The organism is Olsenella uli (genome assembly GCF_016899935.1).
Taxonomy (GTDB): Bacteria; Actinomycetota; Coriobacteriia; order Coriobacteriales; family Atopobiaceae; genus Thermophilibacter; species Thermophilibacter uli_B.
The window spans coordinates 306,080-326,171 of sequence record NZ_JACJJK010000001.1 but is presented as its reverse complement, the minus strand read 5'-3'; the positions used below and the strand labels follow the sequence as shown (position 1 = coordinate 326,171).

15 protein-coding genes, 5 tRNA genes and 1 pseudogene are annotated in these 20,092 nt (G+C 70.0%); 18 read left to right on the top strand and 3 right to left on the bottom strand.

What is annotated here, in order from left to right; genetic code table 11:
* The first annotated feature begins 10 nt into the window (after positions 1–10).
* The 17 genes from H6A07_RS01470 to H6A07_RS01390 all read left to right on the top strand — a co-directional run bounded on the left by H6A07_RS01470 (position 11) and on the right by H6A07_RS01390 (position 14,629).
* On the top strand, positions 11–964 hold the full coding sequence (locus H6A07_RS01470; protein WP_204812609.1) for an ABC transporter permease: 954 nt from the start codon (positions 11–13) through the stop codon (positions 962–964).
* Positions 964–2,091, top strand: coding sequence for an ABC transporter ATP-binding protein (locus H6A07_RS01465; protein ID WP_204812608.1), 1,128 nt, complete (start codon positions 964–966; stop codon positions 2,089–2,091). The genes H6A07_RS01470 and H6A07_RS01465 overlap by 1 nt, the downstream gene beginning before the upstream one ends.
* Positions 2,091–3,116, top strand: coding sequence for an ABC transporter ATP-binding protein (locus H6A07_RS01460; protein WP_204812607.1), 1,026 nt, complete (start codon positions 2,091–2,093; stop codon positions 3,114–3,116). Before H6A07_RS01465 ends, H6A07_RS01460 begins: the two co-directional genes overlap by 1 nt.
* A 266-nt stretch (positions 3,117–3,382) precedes the next feature.
* A tRNA-Leu gene (locus tag H6A07_RS01455) sits at positions 3,383–3,473 on the top strand.
* Between the two features lie 146 nt (positions 3,474–3,619).
* Positions 3,620–5,875 carry a SpoIIE family protein phosphatase gene (locus tag H6A07_RS01450; RefSeq protein WP_204812606.1) on the top strand — a complete coding sequence of 752 codons (2,256 nt, stop codon included), beginning with the start codon at positions 3,620–3,622 and terminating at the stop codon, positions 5,873–5,875.
* A gap of 30 nt (positions 5,876–5,905) precedes the next feature.
* Positions 5,906–6,661: an anti-sigma factor antagonist gene (locus H6A07_RS01445; RefSeq protein WP_204812605.1), complete on the top strand. Its 756-nt coding sequence runs from the start codon at positions 5,906–5,908 to the stop codon at positions 6,659–6,661.
* Positions 6,662–6,749: 88 nt separating this feature from the next.
* Positions 6,750–6,825 (top strand) — tRNA-Gly (locus tag H6A07_RS01440).
* 37 nt (positions 6,826–6,862) lie between these two features.
* Positions 6,863–6,936: transfer RNA gene (locus H6A07_RS01435), tRNA-Cys, on the top strand.
* Positions 6,937–7,201: 265 nt separating this feature from the next.
* Positions 7,202–7,277, top strand: a tRNA-Gly gene (locus H6A07_RS01430).
* Positions 7,278–7,364: 87 nt separating this feature from the next.
* Positions 7,365–8,342, top strand: coding sequence for a putative ABC transporter permease (locus H6A07_RS01425; RefSeq protein WP_204812604.1), 978 nt, complete (start codon positions 7,365–7,367; stop codon positions 8,340–8,342).
* Positions 8,339–9,541 (top strand): aminotransferase class V-fold PLP-dependent enzyme, encoded by a 1,203-nt coding sequence (locus tag H6A07_RS01420; RefSeq protein ID WP_204812602.1) that lies wholly within the window; start codon positions 8,339–8,341, stop codon positions 9,539–9,541. Before H6A07_RS01425 ends, H6A07_RS01420 begins: the two co-directional genes overlap by 4 nt.
* On the top strand, positions 9,541–10,587 hold the full coding sequence (gene mnmA, locus H6A07_RS01415; RefSeq protein ID WP_204812601.1) for a tRNA 2-thiouridine(34) synthase MnmA: 1,047 nt from the start codon (positions 9,541–9,543) through the stop codon (positions 10,585–10,587). The genes H6A07_RS01420 and mnmA overlap by 1 nt, the downstream gene beginning before the upstream one ends.
* An 88-nt stretch (positions 10,588–10,675) precedes the next feature.
* On the top strand, positions 10,676–11,161 hold the full coding sequence (locus tag H6A07_RS01410; RefSeq protein ID WP_204812600.1) for a YbaK/EbsC family protein: 486 nt from the start codon (positions 10,676–10,678) through the stop codon (positions 11,159–11,161).
* Between the two features lie 92 nt (positions 11,162–11,253).
* Positions 11,254–12,609, top strand: a complete 1,356-nt coding sequence (locus H6A07_RS01405) for a lysylphosphatidylglycerol synthase transmembrane domain-containing protein (RefSeq protein ID WP_342636526.1) — start codon at positions 11,254–11,256, stop codon at positions 12,607–12,609.
* A 115-nt stretch (positions 12,610–12,724) separates the two neighbouring features.
* Positions 12,725–12,799: transfer RNA gene (locus tag H6A07_RS01400), tRNA-Val, on the top strand.
* A 110-nt stretch (positions 12,800–12,909) separates the two neighbouring features.
* Positions 12,910–14,013 (top strand): DNA cytosine methyltransferase, encoded by a 1,104-nt coding sequence (locus tag H6A07_RS01395; protein WP_204812598.1) that lies wholly within the window; start codon positions 12,910–12,912, stop codon positions 14,011–14,013.
* On the top strand, positions 13,994–14,629 hold the full coding sequence (locus tag H6A07_RS01390) for an Eco29kI family restriction endonuclease (protein ID WP_204812597.1): 636 nt from the start codon (positions 13,994–13,996) through the stop codon (positions 14,627–14,629). The genes H6A07_RS01395 and H6A07_RS01390 overlap by 20 nt, the downstream gene beginning before the upstream one ends.
* Before the next feature lie 52 nt (positions 14,630–14,681).
* Here the strand turns inward: H6A07_RS01390 and H6A07_RS01385 are convergent, their stop codons facing one another.
* Together H6A07_RS01385 and H6A07_RS01380 are read right to left on the bottom strand one after the other, a co-directional pair.
* Positions 14,682–16,766 carry an LTA synthase family protein gene (locus H6A07_RS01385; protein WP_204812596.1) on the bottom strand — a complete coding sequence of 695 codons (2,085 nt, stop codon included), beginning with the start codon at positions 16,764–16,766 and terminating at the stop codon, positions 14,682–14,684.
* 124 nt (positions 16,767–16,890) lie between these two features.
* Positions 16,891–19,017 (bottom strand): LTA synthase family protein, encoded by a 2,127-nt coding sequence (locus H6A07_RS01380; protein ID WP_204812594.1) that lies wholly within the window; start codon positions 19,015–19,017, stop codon positions 16,891–16,893.
* 205 nt (positions 19,018–19,222) lie between these two features.
* Between H6A07_RS01380 and H6A07_RS01375 the strand changes: the two are divergent.
* Positions 19,223–19,513: pseudogene (locus H6A07_RS01375) on the top strand (peptide chain release factor-like protein); the annotation flags it as partial.
* A 10-nt stretch (positions 19,514–19,523) separates the two neighbouring features.
* Here the strand turns inward: H6A07_RS01375 and H6A07_RS01370 are convergent.
* Positions 19,524–19,994 (bottom strand): hypothetical protein, encoded by a 471-nt coding sequence (locus tag H6A07_RS01370; protein ID WP_204812590.1) that lies wholly within the window; start codon positions 19,992–19,994, stop codon positions 19,524–19,526.
* Positions 19,995–20,092 lie beyond the last annotated feature (98 nt).

Below are 20,092 nucleotides of genomic sequence, written 5' to 3'. Positions count from 1 at the left end.
AGGGCGGAACATGCTGTATCCGAGTCCCACCCAGCGTCTGGGGATGGAGGCCACGGCGGACGCCGCGGCTCAGGAGCACGACAAGGGCAGCGGCACGTCGCGCACGCTCTGGGGCGACGCCTGGAAGCGCCTGCGCCAGAACAAGCTCGCGATCATCGCCGCGTGCTGGATCATCTTCGTCGCCCTCGTCGCCATCACGGCCGACCTCTGGGCGCCCCAGCTGCTCGGCTCGCCCACGGCGGCCGACACCACGCAGATGGCCACGCAGTCGCTGCTGCCGCCGTCGCTCGACCACCCGTTCGGCACGGACGTCACCGGTCGTGACATCCTCGTCCGCGTGATCTACGGCGCGCGCATCTCGCTGACCATCGGTCTTCTCGCCACCGCGATCTCCACGGCCATCGGCCTCGTGATGGGCGCCCTCGCCGCGTACTACGGCGGCATCTGGGACACCATCATCATGCGCGCAGCGGACATCTTCCTGGCCTTCCCGTACGTGCTCTTCGTCCTGTGCCTGATCGCGGCCCTGGGGCAGAGCATCACGAACGTCTTCGTGGCCATCGGCATCCTGGGCTGGCCGAGCATCGCCCGCGTCTTCCGCTCCGCGATCCTCTCGGTCAAGGAGAACGACTACGTGGACGCCGCCCGCGCGATGGGCGCTTCCGACGCGCGCATCATCGCCCGCCACATCTTCCCCAACTCCGTGGCCTCCATCGTGGTCTACGCGACGATGAACATCGGCTCCGCCATCCTGTCCGAGGCGGCCATCTCCTTCCTCGGCATGGGCGTCCAGCCGCCCAACCCCTCCTGGGGCATCATGATCCAGGACGGTCAGGCCTACCTCATGACGGCGCCCTGGCTCATGATCATGCCGGGTCTCGCGATCCTCTCTACCGTGCTCGCCTTCACGCTGCTCGGTGACGGTCTGCGCGACGCCCTCGACGTCAAGATGAAGGATGCATGATGGCAAAGAAGAAGAACGATTACGTCGACCTCAAGACGCAGCCCATCCCCGAGGGCCAGCACCTGCTCGAGGTCGACAACCTCAAGATGTTTTTCCACACCGAGGACGGCGTGGTCAAGGCCGTCAACGGCGTCTCCTACACGCTCGACCGAGGCGAGACCCTGGGCGTGGTGGGCGAGTCCGGCTCCGGCAAGTCCGTGACGCACATGACCATCATGGGCCTCATCGACATGCCCCCGGGAAAGATCGAGGGCGGCGACGTCCGCTACCGCGGCCGCTCGCTTCTGGAGATGAGCGAGCAGGAGATGCAGCACATCCGCGGCAACGACATCGCGATGATCTTCCAGGACCCCATGACCTCCCTGAACCCGGTCTACAAGATCGGCCGTCAGGTGGGGGAGGGCCTGCGCCTGCACCGCGGCTACTCCAAGAAGGAGGCCCTCGCGCGCGCGACCGAGCTCCTGCGCCTGGTGGGCATCCCGTCCCCGGAGAAGCGCGTCAACGAGTACCCGCACCAGTTCTCCGGCGGCATGCGCCAGCGCGTCATGATCGCCATGGCGCTGGCCTGCGACCCTGACATCCTCATCGCCGACGAGCCCACCACGGCCCTGGACGTGACCATCCAGGCCCAGATTATCGAGCTCATGAAGGAGATGCAGGAGAAGAACGGCAACGCGATCATCATGATCACCCACGACCTGGGCGTCGTCGCCGACATGGCCGACAAGATCATGGTCATGTACGCCGGCCGTCCCGTGGAGTTCGGCACCGCCGACGAGATCTTCTACGAGAGCCGCCACCCCTACACCTGGGGCCTCATCCGCTCGATCCCCGAGCAGGCGATCGACGAGAAGAAGCCGCTCACGCCGATTCACGGCAACCCGCCGTCGCTCGTGAACCTGCCCTCCGGCTGCCCGTTCGCGCCGAGGTGCCCCTACGCCGTGGACATCTGCCACCAGAAGGAGCCCGAGCACATCGTCACCGAGTCCGGCCACTACTCGGCCTGCCACTTCGCGGACGACCCCGAGTTCCTCAAGTTCGCGCCCGACACGTCGCGTTCGCGCGGCAAGATCGCCACGGGCATGCCCGACACGCTCGACGTGACCCCGAAGGGAGGCGAGGCCTAATGGTCGACACCACGAAGGAGCCGCTGCTCAAGGTCGAGCACCTTTCCAAGGAGTTCCCCGCCGAGGCGGGCATGATCGCCGGGCGCTTCTCCAAGCGCGTGGTCTCCGCCGTCAAGGACATCTCGTTCGAGATCTACCCCGGCGAGACCTTCGGCCTGGTCGGCGAGTCCGGCTGCGGCAAGTCCACCACCGGCCGCTCGATCATGCGCCTCACCAACCCCACGGCGGGCCACGTGTACTTCCAGGGCAAAGACGTCGCGAAGATGAACAACAAGGAGCTCAAGGCCATGCGCCGCGAGATGCAGTTCGTCTTCCAGGACCCGCAGGCCTCGCTTAACCCGCGCATGACGATCGGCGAGATCGTCTCCGAGCCGATGACCATCCACGGCATCGGCACCAAGGAGGAGCGCATCGAGCGCGTCCGCGAACTGCTCGACGTCGTGGGCCTGAACCCGGAGCACATCAACCGCTACCCGCACGAGTTCTCCGGCGGCCAGCGCCAGCGCATCGGCATCGCCCGCGCCTTCGCGCTGCGCCCCAAGCTCATCATCTGCGACGAGCCGGTCTCCGCGCTCGACGTGTCCATCCAGGCGCAGGTGCTGAACCTGCTCAAGGACTTGCAGGACCACTTTGGCACCGCGTACCTCTTCATCGCGCATGACCTCTCCGTGGTCCAGCACATCTCCGACCGAGTGGCGGTGATGTACCTCGGCAAGATCGTGGAGATCTCCGACTGGAAGACCCTCTACACCGAGCCGCACCACCCCTACACGCAGTCGCTGCTCTCGGCCGTGCCGGTGCCAGACCCGGACGTCCAGAAGACCCGCAAGCGCATCATTCTGCCGGGCGACCCGCCCTCGCCGATCGACCCGCCGACGGGCTGCCGCTTCCACACGCGCTGCCCGATCGCCCAGGCGCACTGCTCCGAGGAGGAGCCGACGCTGCGCGAGGTCGCCCCGGGCCACCTCTGCGCGTGCCACTGCGCGGCCGTGAACCCGATCAAGGAGACCTCGATCGAGCTGTAGCCGCACGCTTGTATTGCGTTCCCGTGGAGGCGGGGTCGGGTTCGTCCCGGCCCCGCCTTTCTCGTGCGGCCGTGGCGCTGCGCTGCCGGCTCAGGTGGAGCAAACCGACGTTCTTCTCGCCAGACTGCGTACAAAACGTCTGAATGGCCCACCTGAGCGCTGTCGGCGGAGCGCACCGGCGCCGGCCGAGAAATTCCTCAAAATTGGGGCTTGCGCGTGGGAGGGGACTGGTGCATACTACTCCTTGCGCGAAAGCGCAGTGACAAGTCGGAGTGGCGGAATTGGCAGACGCGCTAGCTTGAGGTGCTAGTGACTGACTAAAAGGTCGTGCGGGTTCAAGTCCCGCCTCCGACACCACGAAAGCAGACGGGCCCCGTAAGGGGTCCGTTTTCGTATAGGTACGGCCTGCTCCCAAGAATCGGTGCCCCTGTACGGCGAGAAGAACGTTGCCCCCTGCGCGCCGTGGTACGCTAGCCAAAACGGACCGCGTGGAGGGGGCCTGCATGGCACAGGGCGCACTGAGCCGGCGCGTCGAGGGCATCGGGGAGGGGAGCGTCGTCGGGACGCTCGCCAAGCTCCTGCAGCTCAGTTGCGAGGCCGTGCTGGTCTTTGACGGCTCCGGGCGCGTCCTTCTGGCCAACGAGGAGGCATCCGAGCTCTTCCGCGCCCCCGAGGGGCTCGTGGGCTCCGACGTCCGCCTGCTCTTCCCCACGGGAGACGAGGGGGACGCCGCGGGGCCCTTCTCGGCTGCCGCGCTGCCCTTCCCGGTCGACGGGACGGCGGCGCGTTCCGTCTGCGCCGGCGCCTCGGGACGGGCCGTCTCCGTGCGCGTGCGCTGCGACACCGTCCGCGCCCCGGGCGAGACGTACCTGCTGCTGGCGCTCCCCGCAGACACGGGCGAGCTCGCCGACCGCGAGACGGAGCGCACGATCGCCGACCTGCGCCGCGCCAACCACCGGCTCTCGGGCACGCTGAACATCGTCCTGGACACGATCGACGCCGACGACCTCCAGGCGCTCTTCGGGCGCGTCCTCGAGGAGATCACGGACACCATGGAGGCCGACGGCACCCTCGTCTACCTCTCCGAGGCGGACGGCTTTCGCCTGCGCGGCGTCTCGAGCTCGCTGCTCGAGGAGCGCCCGGCGCGCTTCATGCCGTTCGGGCGCAGCATCGAGCGCGTCGCGGTGCGCGACGGGCGGACCGTGCGCCTGCGCGTGGTCGCGCCCGACGCGGGTGCGCTGCGACAGGGCCGCCTCACCGCGCGCGACGTCGTGAACGAGGAGACCCACGAGGTCCTGCGCGTGCGGACCTCGATGCTGCCGCCCTTCACGAGCTTCATGGTCGTGCCCGTGTGGTTCGGCGGGCACGTCATCTCGATCATCGAGGTCGGCTGGAGGCGCCTGCGCCCGATGCCCAAGGAGGACGCGCGCCTGCTCGACTCCGTGGCGCACTACCTCTCGGTCCAGCTGGCGAGCGCCTTCACCGCGCTCCGGTCGCAGCGGGCCGACGAGCTCGCCTCCCTCGAGACCGAGCTGCGCGAGGAGCTCCTCGACGCCGCCACGGCGGGGGAGGGGGCCGGCGCGCTCGACCGCCTGGACGACGTCCTGCGCGAGGTCGCCGACGAGCTCGACGCGGCCCTCGTCCCCGTGCACGCGGGCGGCGACGACGCCCTCGCGGTGGCCGACCTGCCCCTCAACGGCCCCCGGGAGCTCCCCGTCCGCCTGCGCGAGCTCACGGCCGACCACGCCTTCGACGGCGTGGCGGTGGTGCCGGTGCCCCCTGAAAGCGAGCTCTCCGCCACCCTGCGCGACCTCGGCGAGCCGTGCGTGGGCGCCCTGCTCGACCTCGGCGAGCCGGCGGGGCCGCAGCGCTACGCCCTGCTGCTGCGCCCGGACGGCGCGGAGCCGCTCGACGAGCTGGAGGCGGAGTTTTTGGCCGACCTCGTCTCGGACGTCTGCGACATCGCGCGCGGCGAGGCGGCGCGCGAGCAGGACAAGCGCATCGCGCAGGCGCTCCAGACGGGCATGAGAAACGAGCTGCAGGACGTGGACGGCATCACCGCCGAGGCGGTCTACTCGTCGGCCACGGCCTCGGCCTCGGTCGGCGGCGACTTCTACGACCTGATCCGCCTGCCGGGGCGGCGCGCCTGCGTGATCATGGGCGACGTCTCTGGCAAGGGCGTGGAGGCCGCCTCGGTCTCCGCCGCCGTCAAGACCGCGCTTGGGGCCTACGCCTGGGAGGGCCTCGCGCCCGCGCGCATGGTCCGCTCGCTCAACGAGTTCCTCCTGGGCTTCTCGCGCCTCGAGACCTTCGCCACGCTCTTCGTGGGCCTGATAGACCTCGACGGGGGTACGATCCGCTACTGCTCAGCCGGCCACCCGCCCGCGTTCATGGTGAGCGCCGACGCGAGCGAGATCTCCGCCCTGAACGTCCAGTCCGGCGTGGTGGGGGCCTTCCACGACATCGCGTACCAGGACGGCGTCGCCCGCATCCACGCAGGGGACGTGCTGCTGCTCTACACCGACGGCACGACCGAGGCGCGCGACCCGTCGGGGGAGTTCTTCGGCGAGGACGGCCTGCGCGAGGCGGCGATGCGCGAGTCGGCGGGCGAGAAGCCCTTCGAGGGCTTCGTGGAGCGCCTGCTGGCGACGCTCGACGCCTTCACCGGCAACCGGCTCGAGGATGACGTGGCCATCGTGGCGCTGCGCTTCGACGAGGTGGGGCTCGCGCCGGCCGAGAAGGGCGGCGCGCGGCGTTAGGCATCCGGCCGCGCGGGGAATAAGGACCACATGTCCGGCTCCGTGAACATAGCCATCGTTCCCGTGGAGGGAGACCTCGACGTCACGAGCACGCCCGCCGTGCGTCGGCGCATCGAGCGCCTCGCGGCGCACGGCTGCCGGCGCATCTTCGTGAACATGGCGGACGTGGGCTACGTGGACTCCGCCGGCCTGGGGCTCATCCTCTCGGAGCTGCGCCACCTGCGGCGGCTGGGCGGCCTGCTCTCGCTCATCAACGTCTCCGACCAGTTGTACCTTGCGCTGCGGCGCATGCGCATGCTCGACTTCATGCCCGTGCGGCGCGCCCGCGCCGTCTCGCGGGTCACGAGCCTCGACCCCTCGGTGCTCCCGCTGCGGCGCATGACGTTTCGCGTGGACGAGCGCACGCTCTCCGAGGCGCGCGAGCGCGTGGGCGAGCTGCTGGCCACGATGCCCTTCTCGCCGGACGACGTCTTTGACATGAAGCTCGCCTGCGGGGAGGCCCTCGGCAACGCCGTCGACCACACCTGCGAGGGGGGCGTGCTCGTCACGGTGGTGGCCTATCCCGACCGGGCGCTCGTGGAGGTCTCCGACTGCGGGTGCGGCTTCGAGGTCCCCGACGACGGCGAGCTCCCCGAGACGGGCGCGTTCGCCGAGCGCGGGCGCGGGATCAAGCTCATGCGCCTGCTCGTCGACTCGGTGAGCATCTCGCTCAAGCGGGCGGGGGAGGGGACCGTGGTGCGCCTCGTGAAGCTGGTCCGGCCCGAGAAGCGCGCCCCGGCATGCTAGGCACGCTGCGGATTCATCGTTTCTCCATCTCCGGGCAAACCAAGGCTTGCGCGAGCGGCCCCCGGCCCGTATAGTATTCCCTGCTTTTGCGGGCTTAGCGCAGTTGGTAGCGCGCAACCTTGCCAAGGTTGAGGTCGCGGGTTCGAACCCCGTAGCCCGCTCCATGCACCCTCCGGCCGATTCCCTCGGCCTTTTTCATACGGCGAAGTGGCCAAGTGGTAAGGCACGGGCCTGCAAAGCCCTGACCCCCGGTTCGAATCCGGGCTTCGCCTCCAGAACGTGACGGGCGCCCCCAGTGGGCGCCCTTTTCCGTGCCGCTGCGGCTGATGCCCCTCTGCTCCCGCGATTAACGTGCTCAATCATACAAGCGCGTAATTTCCACCTGCTGATATAGAAAGTTGTGCTGAATCGAGCGCGTTATCTCGGGCGAGATGGACGGTGCGGCCGAGAGGGCCGCGCCGGGCGAGAAGAACGTCGGGCCGCCGTCCAAATTTTCGCTTGCGTCCGGGCGGACGTTCCCGTATCATTACTCCTTGCGTCGCGGGCTTAGCGCAGTTGGTAGCGCGCAACCTTGCCAAGGTTGAGGTCGCGGGTTCGAACCCCGTAGCCCGCTCCAGAAACTCTCGAGGGCCGGTCATGTACCGGCCCTCTTTGTTATGCTTGAGGGGTTGTCGCACGACCGTTTCGAGGAGCCGCTGCACCCATGTTTCTCTCCCTCATCTTCGTGGCGTTTCTCTTTGCCGTGATCCAGGGGTTCGTGCGCGTGGTCGTCTTCTTCTGGGAGTGGCTGTCGCGCGGGGACCAGCTCGGGGAGGAGAGCGTCGAGCGCGCCGAGAGCGCCCTCGAGGAGTCCGAGGACGTCCTCGAGCGCGAGCTCGCCCGCGCCGAGCGTGAGCGCGGCCTGGGGCGCCTGTTCGCCCGCTGGCACGCCTCGCACGAGGCCATCGACGAGTACCTCGACCACCTGCATCTGGGCTGGTACCAGGCCGTCATCATCTTCTTCCTCGGCTCGATGGCGGGCCTGCTCATCGAGGAGGTCTGGATGCTCGTGAGCTCCGGCCTCACCGAGAGCCGCGTGGGCCTCGTGTGGGGGCCCTTCTCGCCGCTCTACGGCCTGGGCGCGGTGCTGCTCACGTGGATGAGCTTCTTCCTGCGCTCGCGCGGGGCGCGCGGCTGGCAGGTGTTTCTCGTCTCCGCGCTCGTGGGCGGCGTGCTGGAGCAGTTCGCGGGATGGTCCATGTCCACGTTCTTTGACGCGGAGTCCTGGACCTACCTCGGGCTGCCCGACCACATCACGCAGTGGGTCGCATGGCGCTTCCTCGTGGCGTGGGGCGTGCTGGGGCTCGTGTGGTGCCGCGCCGTCATGCCGCGCCTGCTCTACCAGATCGGCATGCCCACCACGCGCCGCCAGGCGGTCTTCGTGACCCTCGTGGCCATCTACCTGGTGGCTGACGTGGCGATGACGCTCGTGTGCTTTGACCGCAAGACCGCGCGCGACGCGGGCGTGCCGCCGGCCAACGCCTTCGAGCAGTGGGTGGACACCAACTACGACGACGAGTTCATCTCGAGCCGCTTCCAGAACCTCAAGATCGGCGACCGGCGCGACCTCGTGGACGAGAACGGCAACATCGTGCTGGACGAGAACGGCAACGCGGTGAGCCGGGGCGGTGAGCGCCCGTGACGCGCGAGGTCTACCTGGACTACGCGGCGGCCACGCCGGTCGACCCGGAGGTCGCGGCCGTGATGGTGCCCTACCTCACGGAGCGCTTCTGGAATCCGTCGGCGCCCTACGCGCGCGCCCGCGAGGTGCGCGACGACGTGGAGCGCGCCCGCGGCACCGTGGCGCGGCTCATCGGCGCGCGCCCGGACTGCCTCACGTTCACGGCGGGCGCCACGGAGGCGAACAACCTCGCCTTCGCGGCGGTGGAGGGCCACGTGGTCGTGGACGCGATCGAGCACGAGAGCGTGCTCGCCTGCGCCGGCACGCACGCCCGTCGCACGGTGCGCGTGGGGCCGGACGGCCTCGTGGACCCGGCGGCGGTGGCGCGCGCGATCCGGCCGGACACCGAGCTCGTTTCGGTGGAGCTCGCCAACGGCGAGATCGGCTGCGTGCAGCCCGTGCGGGAGATCTCGCGCGTGGTGGCGGCCGAGCGCGCGCGGCGCCTGGAGGCCGGGGAGACGACACCCATCTACCTGCACTCGGACGCCTCGCAGGCGGCGGGCGCCCTCTCGGTGAACGTGGCCACGCTGGGCGTGGACCTGCTCACGCTCTCCGCCGCCAAGATTTACGGCCCCAAGCAGGTGGGCGTGCTCTGGGCCTCCGAGGACGTGCGGCTGCGCCCGCTCGTCTACGGCGGTGGCCAGGAGGGCGGTGTGCGCTCGGGCACGGAGAACGTGGCCGGCATCGTGGGGTTCGCGAGGGCGCTGGAGCTCGCGAGCGAGCGGCGCGGCGAGGAGGCCCGTCGGCTCGCGGGCCTGCGGGAGCGGCTGCTGGAGGGGCTTCTCGCCCGCGTGCCGTCAATGGTGGTGAGCGGTCCTGCGAACCCCAGGCGGCGGCTGCCGGGCCTGCTGCACGTGTCCTTCTCGGGCGTGGAGGCGCGCCGGCTCGTGATTGCGCTCGAGCGCGCGGGGGTCTCCGTGGGCACGGGCTCGGCCTGCGCGGCCAGCCGCATGCGCGTGAGTCACGTGCTGGAGGCCATCGGCATGCCGCGCGCGCTCGCGGAGGGCAGCCTGCGCCTCACGCTGGGGCGCGGCACCACCGAGGAGGACGTTGACTACGCCGCGGGCGCCATCGCGGAGGCCGTGCGGGCGGAGGCGGCGCGCACGGGCCTTACCGACGCGGGCATGGCTGCGCTCGCCGGCGACTGGGGGCACCGCTGATGGCGCGCGTCTTCTGCGGGCTCTCGGGCGGCGTGGACTCCGCGCTCGCGGCGGCGCTGCTGGTGGAGGCCGGCCACGACGTGACGGCCGTCTACATGCGCAACTGGTCGCGCGACCTGCCGGGCTTTCGGTGCCCGTGGGCGCGCGAGCTCGCGGACGCGGAGCGCGTGGCCGTGACGCTGGGGATCGACCTCGAGGTCTGGGACTGCGAGGCCGAGTACAAGGCCACAGTCGTGGACTACCTCGTGGACGCCTACGCGCACGGCCGCACGCCCAACCCGGACGTCATGTGCAACCAGACGGTCAAGTTCGGGACCTTCCTCGAGCGCGCGCTCGCGGCCGGGGCGGACTTTGTGGCGACGGGCCACTACGGGCGCGTGGAGCGCGGCGAGGACGGGCGCACGCGCCTGCTGCGCGCCCGCGACGAGCACAAGGACCAGACGTACTTCCTCTGGCGCGTGGGCGAGGAGGCCCTGGCGCGCACGCTCCTTCCCGTGGGCGAGATCCGCGACAAGGCCGAGGTGCGCCGGATGTGCGCCGAGCGCGGCCTGGGCGTGGAGAACAAGCCGGACTCCGACGGCATCTGCTTCGTGGGGCCGGTGGGCATCCGCACGTTTCTTCTGGACGCGCTCGAGCGGCGCGCCGGGGACGTGGTGGAGTGGGAGACCGGGCGCGTGCTCGGGCGCCACGACGGCGCGTTCCTCTTCACGGTGGGGCAGCGGCGCGGCCTTGACCTCGGCGGCGGTCCCGCTCGCTACGTGGTCAGGACGGACGTCGAGAAGAACGTGGTGTACGTGACGGCGGACCGGATGAGCCCGGCGCTCTTCACGCGGGAGATGGCCCTTGACGACGTGCGCTGGATCTCCGGCGAGGCGCCCGCGCCGGGCCGCTATCTGGTGCGGACGCGCCACACGGGGGAGCTCCGCGAGGCGGAGCTCGATGGCGCCGTGTTGCGCTTCGAAGAACCGGTGCGCCGCGTGGCGCCCGGCCAGTCCGCCGTGGTCTACGATGGCCCTCGCTGCCTCGGCGGCGGCATCGTCTGTTAATTGGGGACAGTCCCCAATTAACAGAAACGATTGATATAACTAATTTGTGGGAATTGGGGACTGTCCCCAATTAACAGGGGGGGGAGCCATGTCGATCGAGAGGGCCCGCGCGCACCTCGCGCAGTTCGGCGCGGACGCGCGCATCCGCGAGTTCGAGGAGTCGAGCGCCACGGTGGAGCTCGCGGCGGCGGCCGTGGGCACCGAGCCCGCGCGCATCGCCAAGACGCTCAGCTTCATGGTGGGGGGGACGCCCACGCTGATCGTCTTCGCCGGAGACGCCCGCGTCAACAACCCGGCCTTCAAGGCGACCTTCCACACCAAGGCCAAGATGCTCACGCCCGACCAGGCCGAGCAGCTGATCGGCCACGCGGTGGGCGGCGTGTGCCCGTTCGGCGTGGAGCCGGGGGTGGACGTGTTTCTCGACGAGTCGCTCAGGCGCTTCGAGACCGTGTGGCCGGCCGCCGGCAGCTCCAACTCCGCGATCGAGCTCACCCTGGACGAGCTCGAGCGCTTCTCCGGCGCACGGGGCTGGGTCGACGTGGCCAAGGGCTGGAGAGACGAAGAATTGCCGTAGACGCGCCGCCGGCGGGCCGCGAGCGCGCGCTCCCCTTCCCCGCGCGTTACACTTGACTGACTGGACCCATGACGCACGCGACGGGAGCGCACGTGGCAGCAGACGAGAAGAGCCCCAAGAAGGCCAGCGCGGCGGCCAAGACCAAGAAGGTCCCGCTGAAGGTCTCCGCCGTGCGCACGGTCTCGCCCGAGGACAGCGCTGCCGACAAGAAGTCAATGGGGCAGGTGCGCACGACCTTCATCTTCCTGGGCTTCGTGGCACTGGCCTATGCCGCCTACCTGGTCTTCTCCGGTCAGGTCGACGAGTTCGTGACGTCGCTCGCCGGCGTGGACCTGACCTGGATCGCGGCGGGCGTGGTCTGCTTCCTCTTCTACTACGTCTTTGGCGTGCTGGCCTATGCGCTCTCGATCATCGCTGACCCGGACAACCCCGTGGGCATCCGCGACCTCATGAGCGTGGAGGCCTCCGGCGTCTTCTTCATGCGCCTGACACCCAACAGCGCGGGCGCCCCGCCGGCGCAGATCTACCGCCTCACGCGCGCGGGCCTGTCGGTGGGCGAGGCGAGCGCCCTCAACTTCACGCGCACGGTGCTCTACGAGGCGGGCGAGGGCGTCTTCGCGGCGATCATGCTCGTCTTCTGCGGGGGCTACTTCTACGAGACCTTCGGCGACGTCACGCTGATCGGCCTCTTCCTCTTTGGCTTCAAGGTGGTGCAGGTGGGCGCGATGCTCTTCCTGTGCCTGTTCCCCAAGCCGGTCGTGGCGATCGGCAACTGGGCGCTGCGCTTCGCCAACCGGCGCGGCTGGCTCAAGGACGAGAAGTACGAGAGCGCTTACGAGATGGTCAACACGCAGGTGGTCAAGTTCTCTGCCGCCTTCAAGCGCTCCGCGAAAAACGTCCGCGAGATGCTGCTCACGATGGCGGTGACGCTGCTGCAGCTCGGCTGCATGTACGCGCTGCCGTGGTTCGTGCTGCGCTCCTTCGGCGAGCCGGCGGACTTCCTGATCTGCCTGGCGTCCGGCTCCATGCTGGAGCTGCTGATCAACGCGGTGCCGCTGCCGGGCGGCGCGGGCGGCGCCGAGGTGGGCTTCGCGATCCTGTTCCAGGGCATGTACGGCGTGCACACCACGGCCGGCTTCGTGATCTGGCGCGCCGTGGAGTACCTGCTGCCGGTGCTGATCGCCGCGCCGTGCATGGGCATGCGCTCCAAGAGCGGCGAGAGCCTCAACCGCCGCTGGAACCGCGCGCGCAAGAAGATCGTGGGCCTCGTGAGCGGGCGGGGCTCCGGCAGGCGCGTGGCGGCGCGCGGCGGCGTCACCGTGAGGCCCGGGGCCAAGAAGAAGGTCGTGGTGTCCGGCGGCGGCGCGAAGGCGGGCGGCTCCGACGTCCAGGCGCGCATCGCAGCCGGCAAGGCGGCCGCCGCCAAGAAGGACGCCGCCGAGAAGTAGGGGCGCGGGCGTTTTGGCCGATCTCTCAGAATCTCGAAATTTGTGCTTGCGCTCCGGGCGGGTTCCTTGCTAATATATCCCTCGCGCTGCGGTCCCCAAGCAGTGCGGAACATACGGGCGTTTAGCTCAGGGGGAGAGCGCTTCCCTGACACGGAAGAGGTCACAAGTTCAAATCTTGTAACGCCCACCAAACTCTCGCAGGTCGGAGGCAGCTGCTTCCGATCTGTTTTTGTACGCGCCCTCTGTCCGGGGCCTCACGTATGATGGAGCTGGTTCGGTCCGCGTGGATGGAGGCGAACGATGGACGCCAACGGCAACCTCACCGCCGTCGAGCTTTTCGCCGGCGCTGGCGGCCTTCTGCTCGGCACCTCCCTTGCGGGGTTCAGGCACCTTGCCGCCGCCGAGTGGGAGCACAACTGCTGCAACACCCTTCGCCTCAATCAGGAGAAGGGCTACCCTCTCATCGACGGCGACATGCGGATCATCGAGGGCGACGTCCGCGACGTGGACTGGTCGTTTCTGCCGGACGACATCGACCTTCTCGCCGGCGGGCCGCCCTGCCAGCCGTTCTCCCTGGGCGGGCTGGCCCGCGCCGAGGCCGACAAGCGCGACATGTTCCCCGCCTACACCGCCGTCCTCGCCGAGCTGAGGCCGCGTGCGTTCATCTGCGAGAACGTCAAGGGGCTCACGCGCGAGTCCTTCCATCAGTACTACGAGTACATCCTCCTGCGGCTCCAGCACCCCTCGCTCTCCAGGCGAGCGGGGGAGACGTGGGAGCAGCACGCCGTCCGTCTGTCCCGCACCCATACGAGCGCCGACCATGAGGCCGTGCGGTACGAGGTCGTCCCGACCGTCATCGACGCCGCCGACTACGGCGTGCCCCAGCATCGCCATCGCGTCATCATCGTCGGCTTCCGCTCCGACGTCGAGGCCTCCTGGGCCTTCCCGGAGCGCACCCACGGGCGCGGCCGGCTGCCGTGGGTCACGCTCGGCGAGGCGATCGAGGGCGTCCCCGCGCTCAACAACGAGTCTCGCGGCGGCGAGGCCCGGTCGTATCCCGGTCACACCGGCTCGCCGCTCGACAGGCCCAGCAAGACCATCAAGGCGGGCGTCCACGGCGTCCCCGGCGGCGAGAACACCATCAGGTTCGACGACGGCTCGCTGCGCTACATGACCGTGCGCGAGGCCGCGCGCGTCCAGACGTTCCCGGACGGCTACGAGTTCACAGGCGCATGGAGCGAGGGCATGCGCCAGATCGGCAACGCCGTTCCCGTCGAGCTCGCCCGGGTGGTCGCCTCCTCCGTCGCGTGCGCCCTGCGCGAGGACACGGCGCGCAGGTGGTTCGACGACGCCCTCACGTCCGGGCCGTGCGAGGAGGTCAGACATGAAGCCGCGCTCGTATAACCCGCTCGACTACGCCTCCCTCTCGGAGTCGCTCGCCCGCGAGCTGATGAGCTCCGAGCTGATGCCGCTCGCCGACATCGAGCGGTTCTACGGGGACGGCGTCTACGCCCTCTTCTACAGCGGCGACTTCCCCGCCTATCGGGAGCTCTCGGGCGTCAACCTCGCCGACCCCGGCACGTTTCCCATCTACATCGGCAAGGCGAGCCCCAAGACCCTGACGGGCAACGAGCTGGACACCAGCGCCGTCGACACGCCGAGGGCCGGCACCCGTCTCTACGACCGCGTGGCGAGCGACCATCGCGCGTCGATCGAGGCGGCCACCAACCTGAGGGTCGAGGACTTCTCGTGCCGCATGCTCGTCCTCAACGCGGTCTGGGTGCCCCTCACGGAGTCGGCCCTCATCGCCCGCTACGTGCCGGTGTGGAACTCGATCGTGCCCGGCTTTGGCAACCACGCTCCCGGCAGGGGCCGCGCCGCGGGCAAGATCTCCCGCTGGGACATCCTCCATCCGGGGCGGGGTCGTGAGACCGCGACGGCGCCGACGGTCACCTTCGAGCAGATCTGCGAGGAGGTCGAGGCGGCCATCCACGAGCGCGTCAGGCTGCTCGGCCTCTAGGGAAGCGCAGGACCCCGCCCCCTGAGCGCACGCCCCGGGCGCGCCGCGCGGGCTAGCTCACGAGCCGGCCGAACTCCAGGTACGTGATCGTCTGCAGGTCCGCGTAGGCCTCCGACACCGTGGCCGCCTCGTCGAGCGGGACCCAGGTTCCCTCGAGGTCGCGGACGCCCATGGCAGTGACGGCCGGGAGCGTCTCGCTGGCGACCACCTGGGCCTTCTGAAGGTCGGTCATGGGGGCTCCCACCGCGTCGAGCGCGAGCGCCGTCACGTACGAGATGCCCGCGTCGCGCGTGGGGCTGTCCTGGTCCGCGCCGGCGACGTCGTAGTTGGCCCAGACCATGTAGGTGGTCTCGTAGAGGCGCGTCTCGTGCTCGTAGCCGCTCTCCCCGGGATGGAGGGCGTCGTTGACGAAGGGCGCACAGTACGGCTCGTGGTCGCCGAGAAAGACCACGACCACCGGGCGGTCGAGCTCCTCGAGCTCGGCGAGAAACTCCTCGAGCGCGCGGTCGGACTCCTCGATGCAGGCGAGGTACTCGCTGAGCTGGGCGTTCTCCTCCTCGGTGAGCCCGTCGATGGAGTATTGGGGCACCTCTCCGAGGTTGTTCTGCGCGTAGCCGGAGTGGTTCTGCATCGTGAGGTCGAGGACGAACTGCGGCTGGTCGCTCGACTCCAGCACCTCGAGCACCTTGTCGTAGGTGGCGGCGTCGGAGACGCCGCTGTGGAACCACTCGTCGCCCGCGAAGTCCTCGGCGGAGAGGTAGGTGTCAAACCCGAGGCCCGCGTAGGCGGTCAGACGGTTGTAGTTGTTGGGGTTGTTGGGGTGCATGGCCGTGGTCGCGTAGCCGAGGTCCCTGAACTGCTGGACCACGCTCGGCCCCAGGCTCAGGTCATAGAGGGAGAAGGGGTACTTCCCCTCGCCCACGTAGGCGAGCGAGACGCCAGTGAGCAGCTCGAACTCCGAGTTCGCGGTGCCGCCGCCTGTGGTGGAGACGGAAAGCGCGCCGCGCAGCAGGTCGTCGTCACGGGAGTTGTAGCGCTCGGGGCCGGCGTAGCCCCACGGCTCGCCGCCGAGCGAGTTGAGGTCGGCGAAGGTCTCGTTGACCACGTAGACGACCGAGGGCTGCAGCTCGCTGAACTGCTCCTCGGCTGCCTTGCGGCTCTCCGAGGCGCCGCGCGTCTCGTCGTAGGCGGCGACGTAGGAGGCCTCGAGCTTCTCGGCGGCCTCGTCGGAGTAGCCCTCGGGCACCTCGATCGCGAGGTCCTGCGTCACGGCGACGAACGCGGGGAGAAACCCGTGCGTGTGGTAAGTCCAGACCGTGTTCCAGTAGCTGATCTCCACCCCGAGGTCCTCGTAGGACGGCAGCGCCACGCCGAGCGCGACGGCGAGGGCGCAGGCGAGGCCGGCGGCGACGTTGCGCAGCGCCGTGTGGGGGTGCGCGTCGGCCTGCGCGGCGGGGAAGACGGGCATGAGCGAGCTCACGGCCACGCAGAGCAGCCAGCACGAGAGGCCGAGAAGAACCTGCCCGCTGACCACGTAGACGTAGCCCCCGCTCACGGCGGCGGCGGTGCCGAGGACGAGCAGGTCGGTCGGCAGGATCGCGGCGCCCTTGAAGGACATGACGAAGAACTCCGCGATGCCGACAATGACGAGGACCGTGGAGAGGGCCGCGACGCCCGCGCCGCGCCGCTGGAGGAGGAAGTAGAGCGCGAGGTCGGCCCCCAGGATGAGCGCGCACTCCAGCAGCGCGAACTGGGGGAGGATCGTGTCGGCGTCAACGGCGGAGGGCAGCTCGAGCGCGACGAAGGCGAGCGCCGTGCAGAGGAGCAACGAGCCGACGAAGGCGGCGGCGCGCACGCGAGCCCCCTTGGCGGCGAGCGCCGACCGCACGCGGTCGCGCCCGAGCGCGCACGCGCCCGCGACGAGCGCCGCCGCGCAGAAGGCCACGATCTCGGCGCGTCCCTCGTGGTAGAGGTCGAGGCCGAGCCACGCGGCGAGCCACACGAGCGCGAGCACGGGCACGGCGAGCCACGCGACGGTCGCGGGGCGCGGCCGCCCGTCGCGGCGGGCGAGCAGGACCGTGCCGGCGACGAGTGCGGCGAGCGAGAGCAGGGGGGCGAGGAGGCGAAGGCTGATCATGGGGCTTTCCTGACGACGGGTTTACGAACCCCTTATCATACGGGACCCGTGTCAAAAACGTGTGCAGGCTCGCCCGCGCGCGTCGCCCCGATGCGCCCGGACCGCGCCGTCCTTCTCGCCCGTGCTATCCCAGCTCGCTCGCGAACTCGAGGTAGGTGATCTGCGCCATGTCGTCATAGGCTGAGGGCAGCGCGTCCTCGTCGTCGATCGCGACCCAGGCCCCGTCGTCCAGCTGGGCGCCCGCCAGGCTCAGCAGGGGAATCTCCTCGCTGGCCACGAGCTGCGCCTTCTGGAAGTCCGTGAGCGGCGCGCCGATGGCCTCGAGCGTCGCCGCAGAGAGGTAGGAGATGCTTGCGTGCGCACGCCCGTCGCCCTGCGCGCCTGCGACTCCGGCCACGTCGTAGTTGGTCCAGACGGAGTAGGTGGTCTCGTAGAGGCGCCGGTTGCGCGTGAGGGCGTCCTCGTTGGTGCCGTAGAGGGCGTCGCAGAGGTCCCGCGAGAGCTTGGGCTGATGGTCGCCAAAGAACACGACGATCACGGGCCGGTCGAGCCCCTCGAGCTCGGCGAGGAACTCCGCGAGCGCGCGGTCGGACTCCTCGATGCAGGCGAGGTACTCGCTGAGCTGGGCGTTCTGCGCCTCGTCGAGCCCCTCGACGGCGTACCGGGGGACCTCCCCTATGTTGTTCTGGTCGTAGCCGGAGTGGTTCTGCATGGTGACGTCAAAGATGAGCTGGGGGCCGTCGTCCTGCTCCAGCAGCTCGAGGACCCTGTCGTAGGTCTCCTCGTCCGAGACGCCGCTGTGAAACCGCTCGGCGCCCTCGAAGTCGTCGATCGTGAGGAAGCGGTCGAAGCCGAGCGCCTCGTAGACGCGGCCGCGGTTCCAGTTGCTCGTGAGGTTGGGGTGGATTGCGGTGGTCGCGTAGCCAAGCTCGGAGAACTGGCGCACCAGGCTGGGCGCCCCGGAGAGGTCGTAGAGCGAGTAGGGGTACTTACCGTCGCCGAGGTAGGGGAGCGAGACGCCGGTCAGGAACTCGAACTCCGTGTTGCAGGTCGCGGCGCCGTGGACGGAGACGAGGAGCTCGCCGGTCATGAGGCGGTCCGTGGCCGCGTTGTAGCGCGTCGGCCCCTCGTAGCCCCAGGAGGCGCCGTCGAGGAGGCTGAGGTCGGCGAAGGTCTCGTTCATGATGCAGACGACCGTAGGCCGCAGCTCGTCGAACTGCGCCTCGGCTGCGGCGCGGCCTGCGTCTAGGCCGCGGGTCTCGTCGTAACGCGCGGCGTAGGAGCGCTCCAGTTCGGCGGCGCCCTCGGCCGCGTAGCCCTCGGGCATCGGCACGGGAAGATCCTGCGCGACGGCGACGAACGTGGTGAGGAAGCCCTGCCGGCGGTAGTAGTCGAGCGAGTACCAGTAGTACATCCCCAGGCCCAGGTCGTCAAAGTAGCTGGGCACGGTGACGCCGGTGACGAGCGCGGCGAGAAGGGCGGCGGAGGCGGCGAGGTTGGCGCCGACGCGCCGGGCGCGGGCACGGAGGGTCGTCGCCCCCGGCGCCGCCGGCACTACGAGCGCCGAGGCCGCTGCGGCGAGCAGCAGGCAGGCGAGGCCGAGGATGACGCCCCCGTCCACGGCGTAGACGTAGCCGCCGCTCACGGCCGCCGCAGTCCCGAGAACGAAGAGGTCGTTGGGCAGGATGGCGGCGCCCTTGAAGGTCGCGACGAAGAACTGCGCGAGGCCGACGAAAAAGCAGGCGCCGACCCCCAGCGCCACGCCCGCGCCGTGCCGCTGGAAGAGGAAGAGCAGGCACGCCAGCGCCGCGAGGATGAGGAGGCACTCGATCAGGGCAAACCTACGGACCATCTCGGGCAGGAGGGTGTTGTAGGGCAGTTCGAGCGCCAGGAAGCCGAGCGCCGTGCAGGCGAGAAGGACGCCCGTGCCGAGAAGGGCGCGCACGAGCCGGACCCGCGCGCCGCGCCGCTCTGCCCACGCGTCGACGGCCGCGAGCGCCCGGCGGCGGCCCAGCGCCGAGGCGGCCGCCACGAGCGCCGCGCCGTCCAGCGCGACCAGCTCGGCGGCACCGCCCCGGTAGAGCCCGAGCGTGCACCACGCGCAGGCGGCCGCGAGCGCGACGAGGGGCACGGCGAGCCAGCAGAGGTCGCTCAGGCGCGGCCGGCTCCCGGCGCGGGCGAGGCGGAGGGCGGACACGACGACGGCGGCGACGGCCGCCAGGGGAACGAGGGCCAGAGGCGATGCGGGCATGGGCGTCCTTGTGGTCAGGTTACTGAAAACTTGCGGGAGGGCCCATGATACGGGCTCCGCGTCAAGAACGTGCGCAGGCCGGGCGACCCGCGTCCGGCGGCTCTGCTAGGATGGCCCCATGAGCGGAGCAGACCTGACATATCGCGACTACGCCGCCTTCGCGCGGATGAGCGCCGAGGAGATCGCGCGCGACTGCGAGGTGCAGACGTTCCATGCCTCGGGCCCCGGGGGCCAGGGCGTGAACACGGCCGACTCCGCCGTGCGCATGCGCCACGTGCCGACCGGGATCGTGGTGGTGTCGCGTGAGGAGCGCAGCCAGCTGCGCAACCGCGAGCGCTGCGTCGAGAAGATCCTCGAGGCCTGCCGCCGGCGCTCCCGCCCGCCGCGCCCGCGCAAGAGGACGCACGTCTCCGCCGCGCAGAAGCGCAGGCGGCTGGAGGCCAAGCGCGCCCGCAGTAAGGTGAAGCAGCTCCGCCGCCGCGTGGAGGGGGAGTAGGGCCCGGCGCCTATCCCACGCTTCCGAGCCAGCGGCGCACGTCGGACCCTGCGGTCACGAGCAGCACCGCCCCGGCGACCGCCGCGACGGCGGAGAGCGCCCAGAGGTCGAACGCGACGTCGAAGGGGGCCAGCTGCACGGGGAACATCACCCGCCCGCCGACCTCCGGGTCCAGGCCGAGCATCGTGAGCACGAGGGTCGCCACGGCGACAAAGACCGCGAACACGGCGGCCATGCCGAAGAGCATCCGGCTCATGAGCGCCACGCTCGTCCGCGACGCCTCGCGCGCGGCCTCGCTTCTGTGCGCGAGGGCGCGCAGGTTGAGCGCGCGCCGGCGCATGACCAGGTAGCCCGTCAGCACCACGAACGCGAGTATCAGGTAGAACAGAGCGAAGATCCCCACGCAGGGGTTGAGCGCGCAGAGCAGCATCGCTCCGCACAGAAGGCCGAACCCCGCCCAGAACGTCCGTGACTGTCGCATGTCCCCGCCCCTCTCGCCGTGGTCGTCTCACACATGGTAGCCCCGGAGGCCCCCGCCCCGGGGGCAAGTAAGATAATTGCCGCAGCCGCTGCGCCCTT

Excerpts from the sequence above, each read along its gene's own strand:
- H6A07_RS01470 (WP_204812609.1), top strand. The coding sequence starts at position 11 with ATGCTGTATCCGAGTCCCACCCAGCGTCTGGGGATGGAGGCCACGGCG.
- H6A07_RS01465 (WP_204812608.1), top strand. The coding sequence starts at position 964 with ATGGCAAAGAAGAAGAACGATTACGTCGACCTCAAGACGCAGCCCATC.
- H6A07_RS01460 (WP_204812607.1), top strand. The coding sequence starts at position 2,091 with ATGGTCGACACCACGAAGGAGCCGCTGCTCAAGGTCGAGCACCTTTCC.
- H6A07_RS01450 (WP_204812606.1), top strand. The coding sequence starts at position 3,620 with ATGGCACAGGGCGCACTGAGCCGGCGCGTCGAGGGCATCGGGGAGGGG.
- H6A07_RS01445 (WP_204812605.1), top strand. The coding sequence starts at position 5,906 with ATGTCCGGCTCCGTGAACATAGCCATCGTTCCCGTGGAGGGAGACCTC.
- H6A07_RS01425 (WP_204812604.1), top strand. The coding sequence starts at position 7,365 with ATGTTTCTCTCCCTCATCTTCGTGGCGTTTCTCTTTGCCGTGATCCAG.
- mnmA (WP_204812601.1), top strand. The coding sequence starts at position 9,541 with ATGGCGCGCGTCTTCTGCGGGCTCTCGGGCGGCGTGGACTCCGCGCTC.
- H6A07_RS01410 (WP_204812600.1), top strand. The coding sequence starts at position 10,676 with ATGTCGATCGAGAGGGCCCGCGCGCACCTCGCGCAGTTCGGCGCGGAC.
- H6A07_RS01395 (WP_204812598.1), top strand. The coding sequence starts at position 12,910 with ATGGACGCCAACGGCAACCTCACCGCCGTCGAGCTTTTCGCCGGCGCT.
- H6A07_RS01390 (WP_204812597.1), top strand. The coding sequence starts at position 13,994 with ATGAAGCCGCGCTCGTATAACCCGCTCGACTACGCCTCCCTCTCGGAG.
- H6A07_RS01385 (WP_204812596.1), bottom strand. The coding sequence starts at position 16,766 with ATGATCAGCCTTCGCCTCCTCGCCCCCCTGCTCTCGCTCGCCGCACTC.
- H6A07_RS01380 (WP_204812594.1), bottom strand. The coding sequence starts at position 19,017 with ATGCCCGCATCGCCTCTGGCCCTCGTTCCCCTGGCGGCCGTCGCCGCC.
- H6A07_RS01370 (WP_204812590.1), bottom strand. The coding sequence starts at position 19,994 with ATGCGACAGTCACGGACGTTCTGGGCGGGGTTCGGCCTTCTGTGCGGA.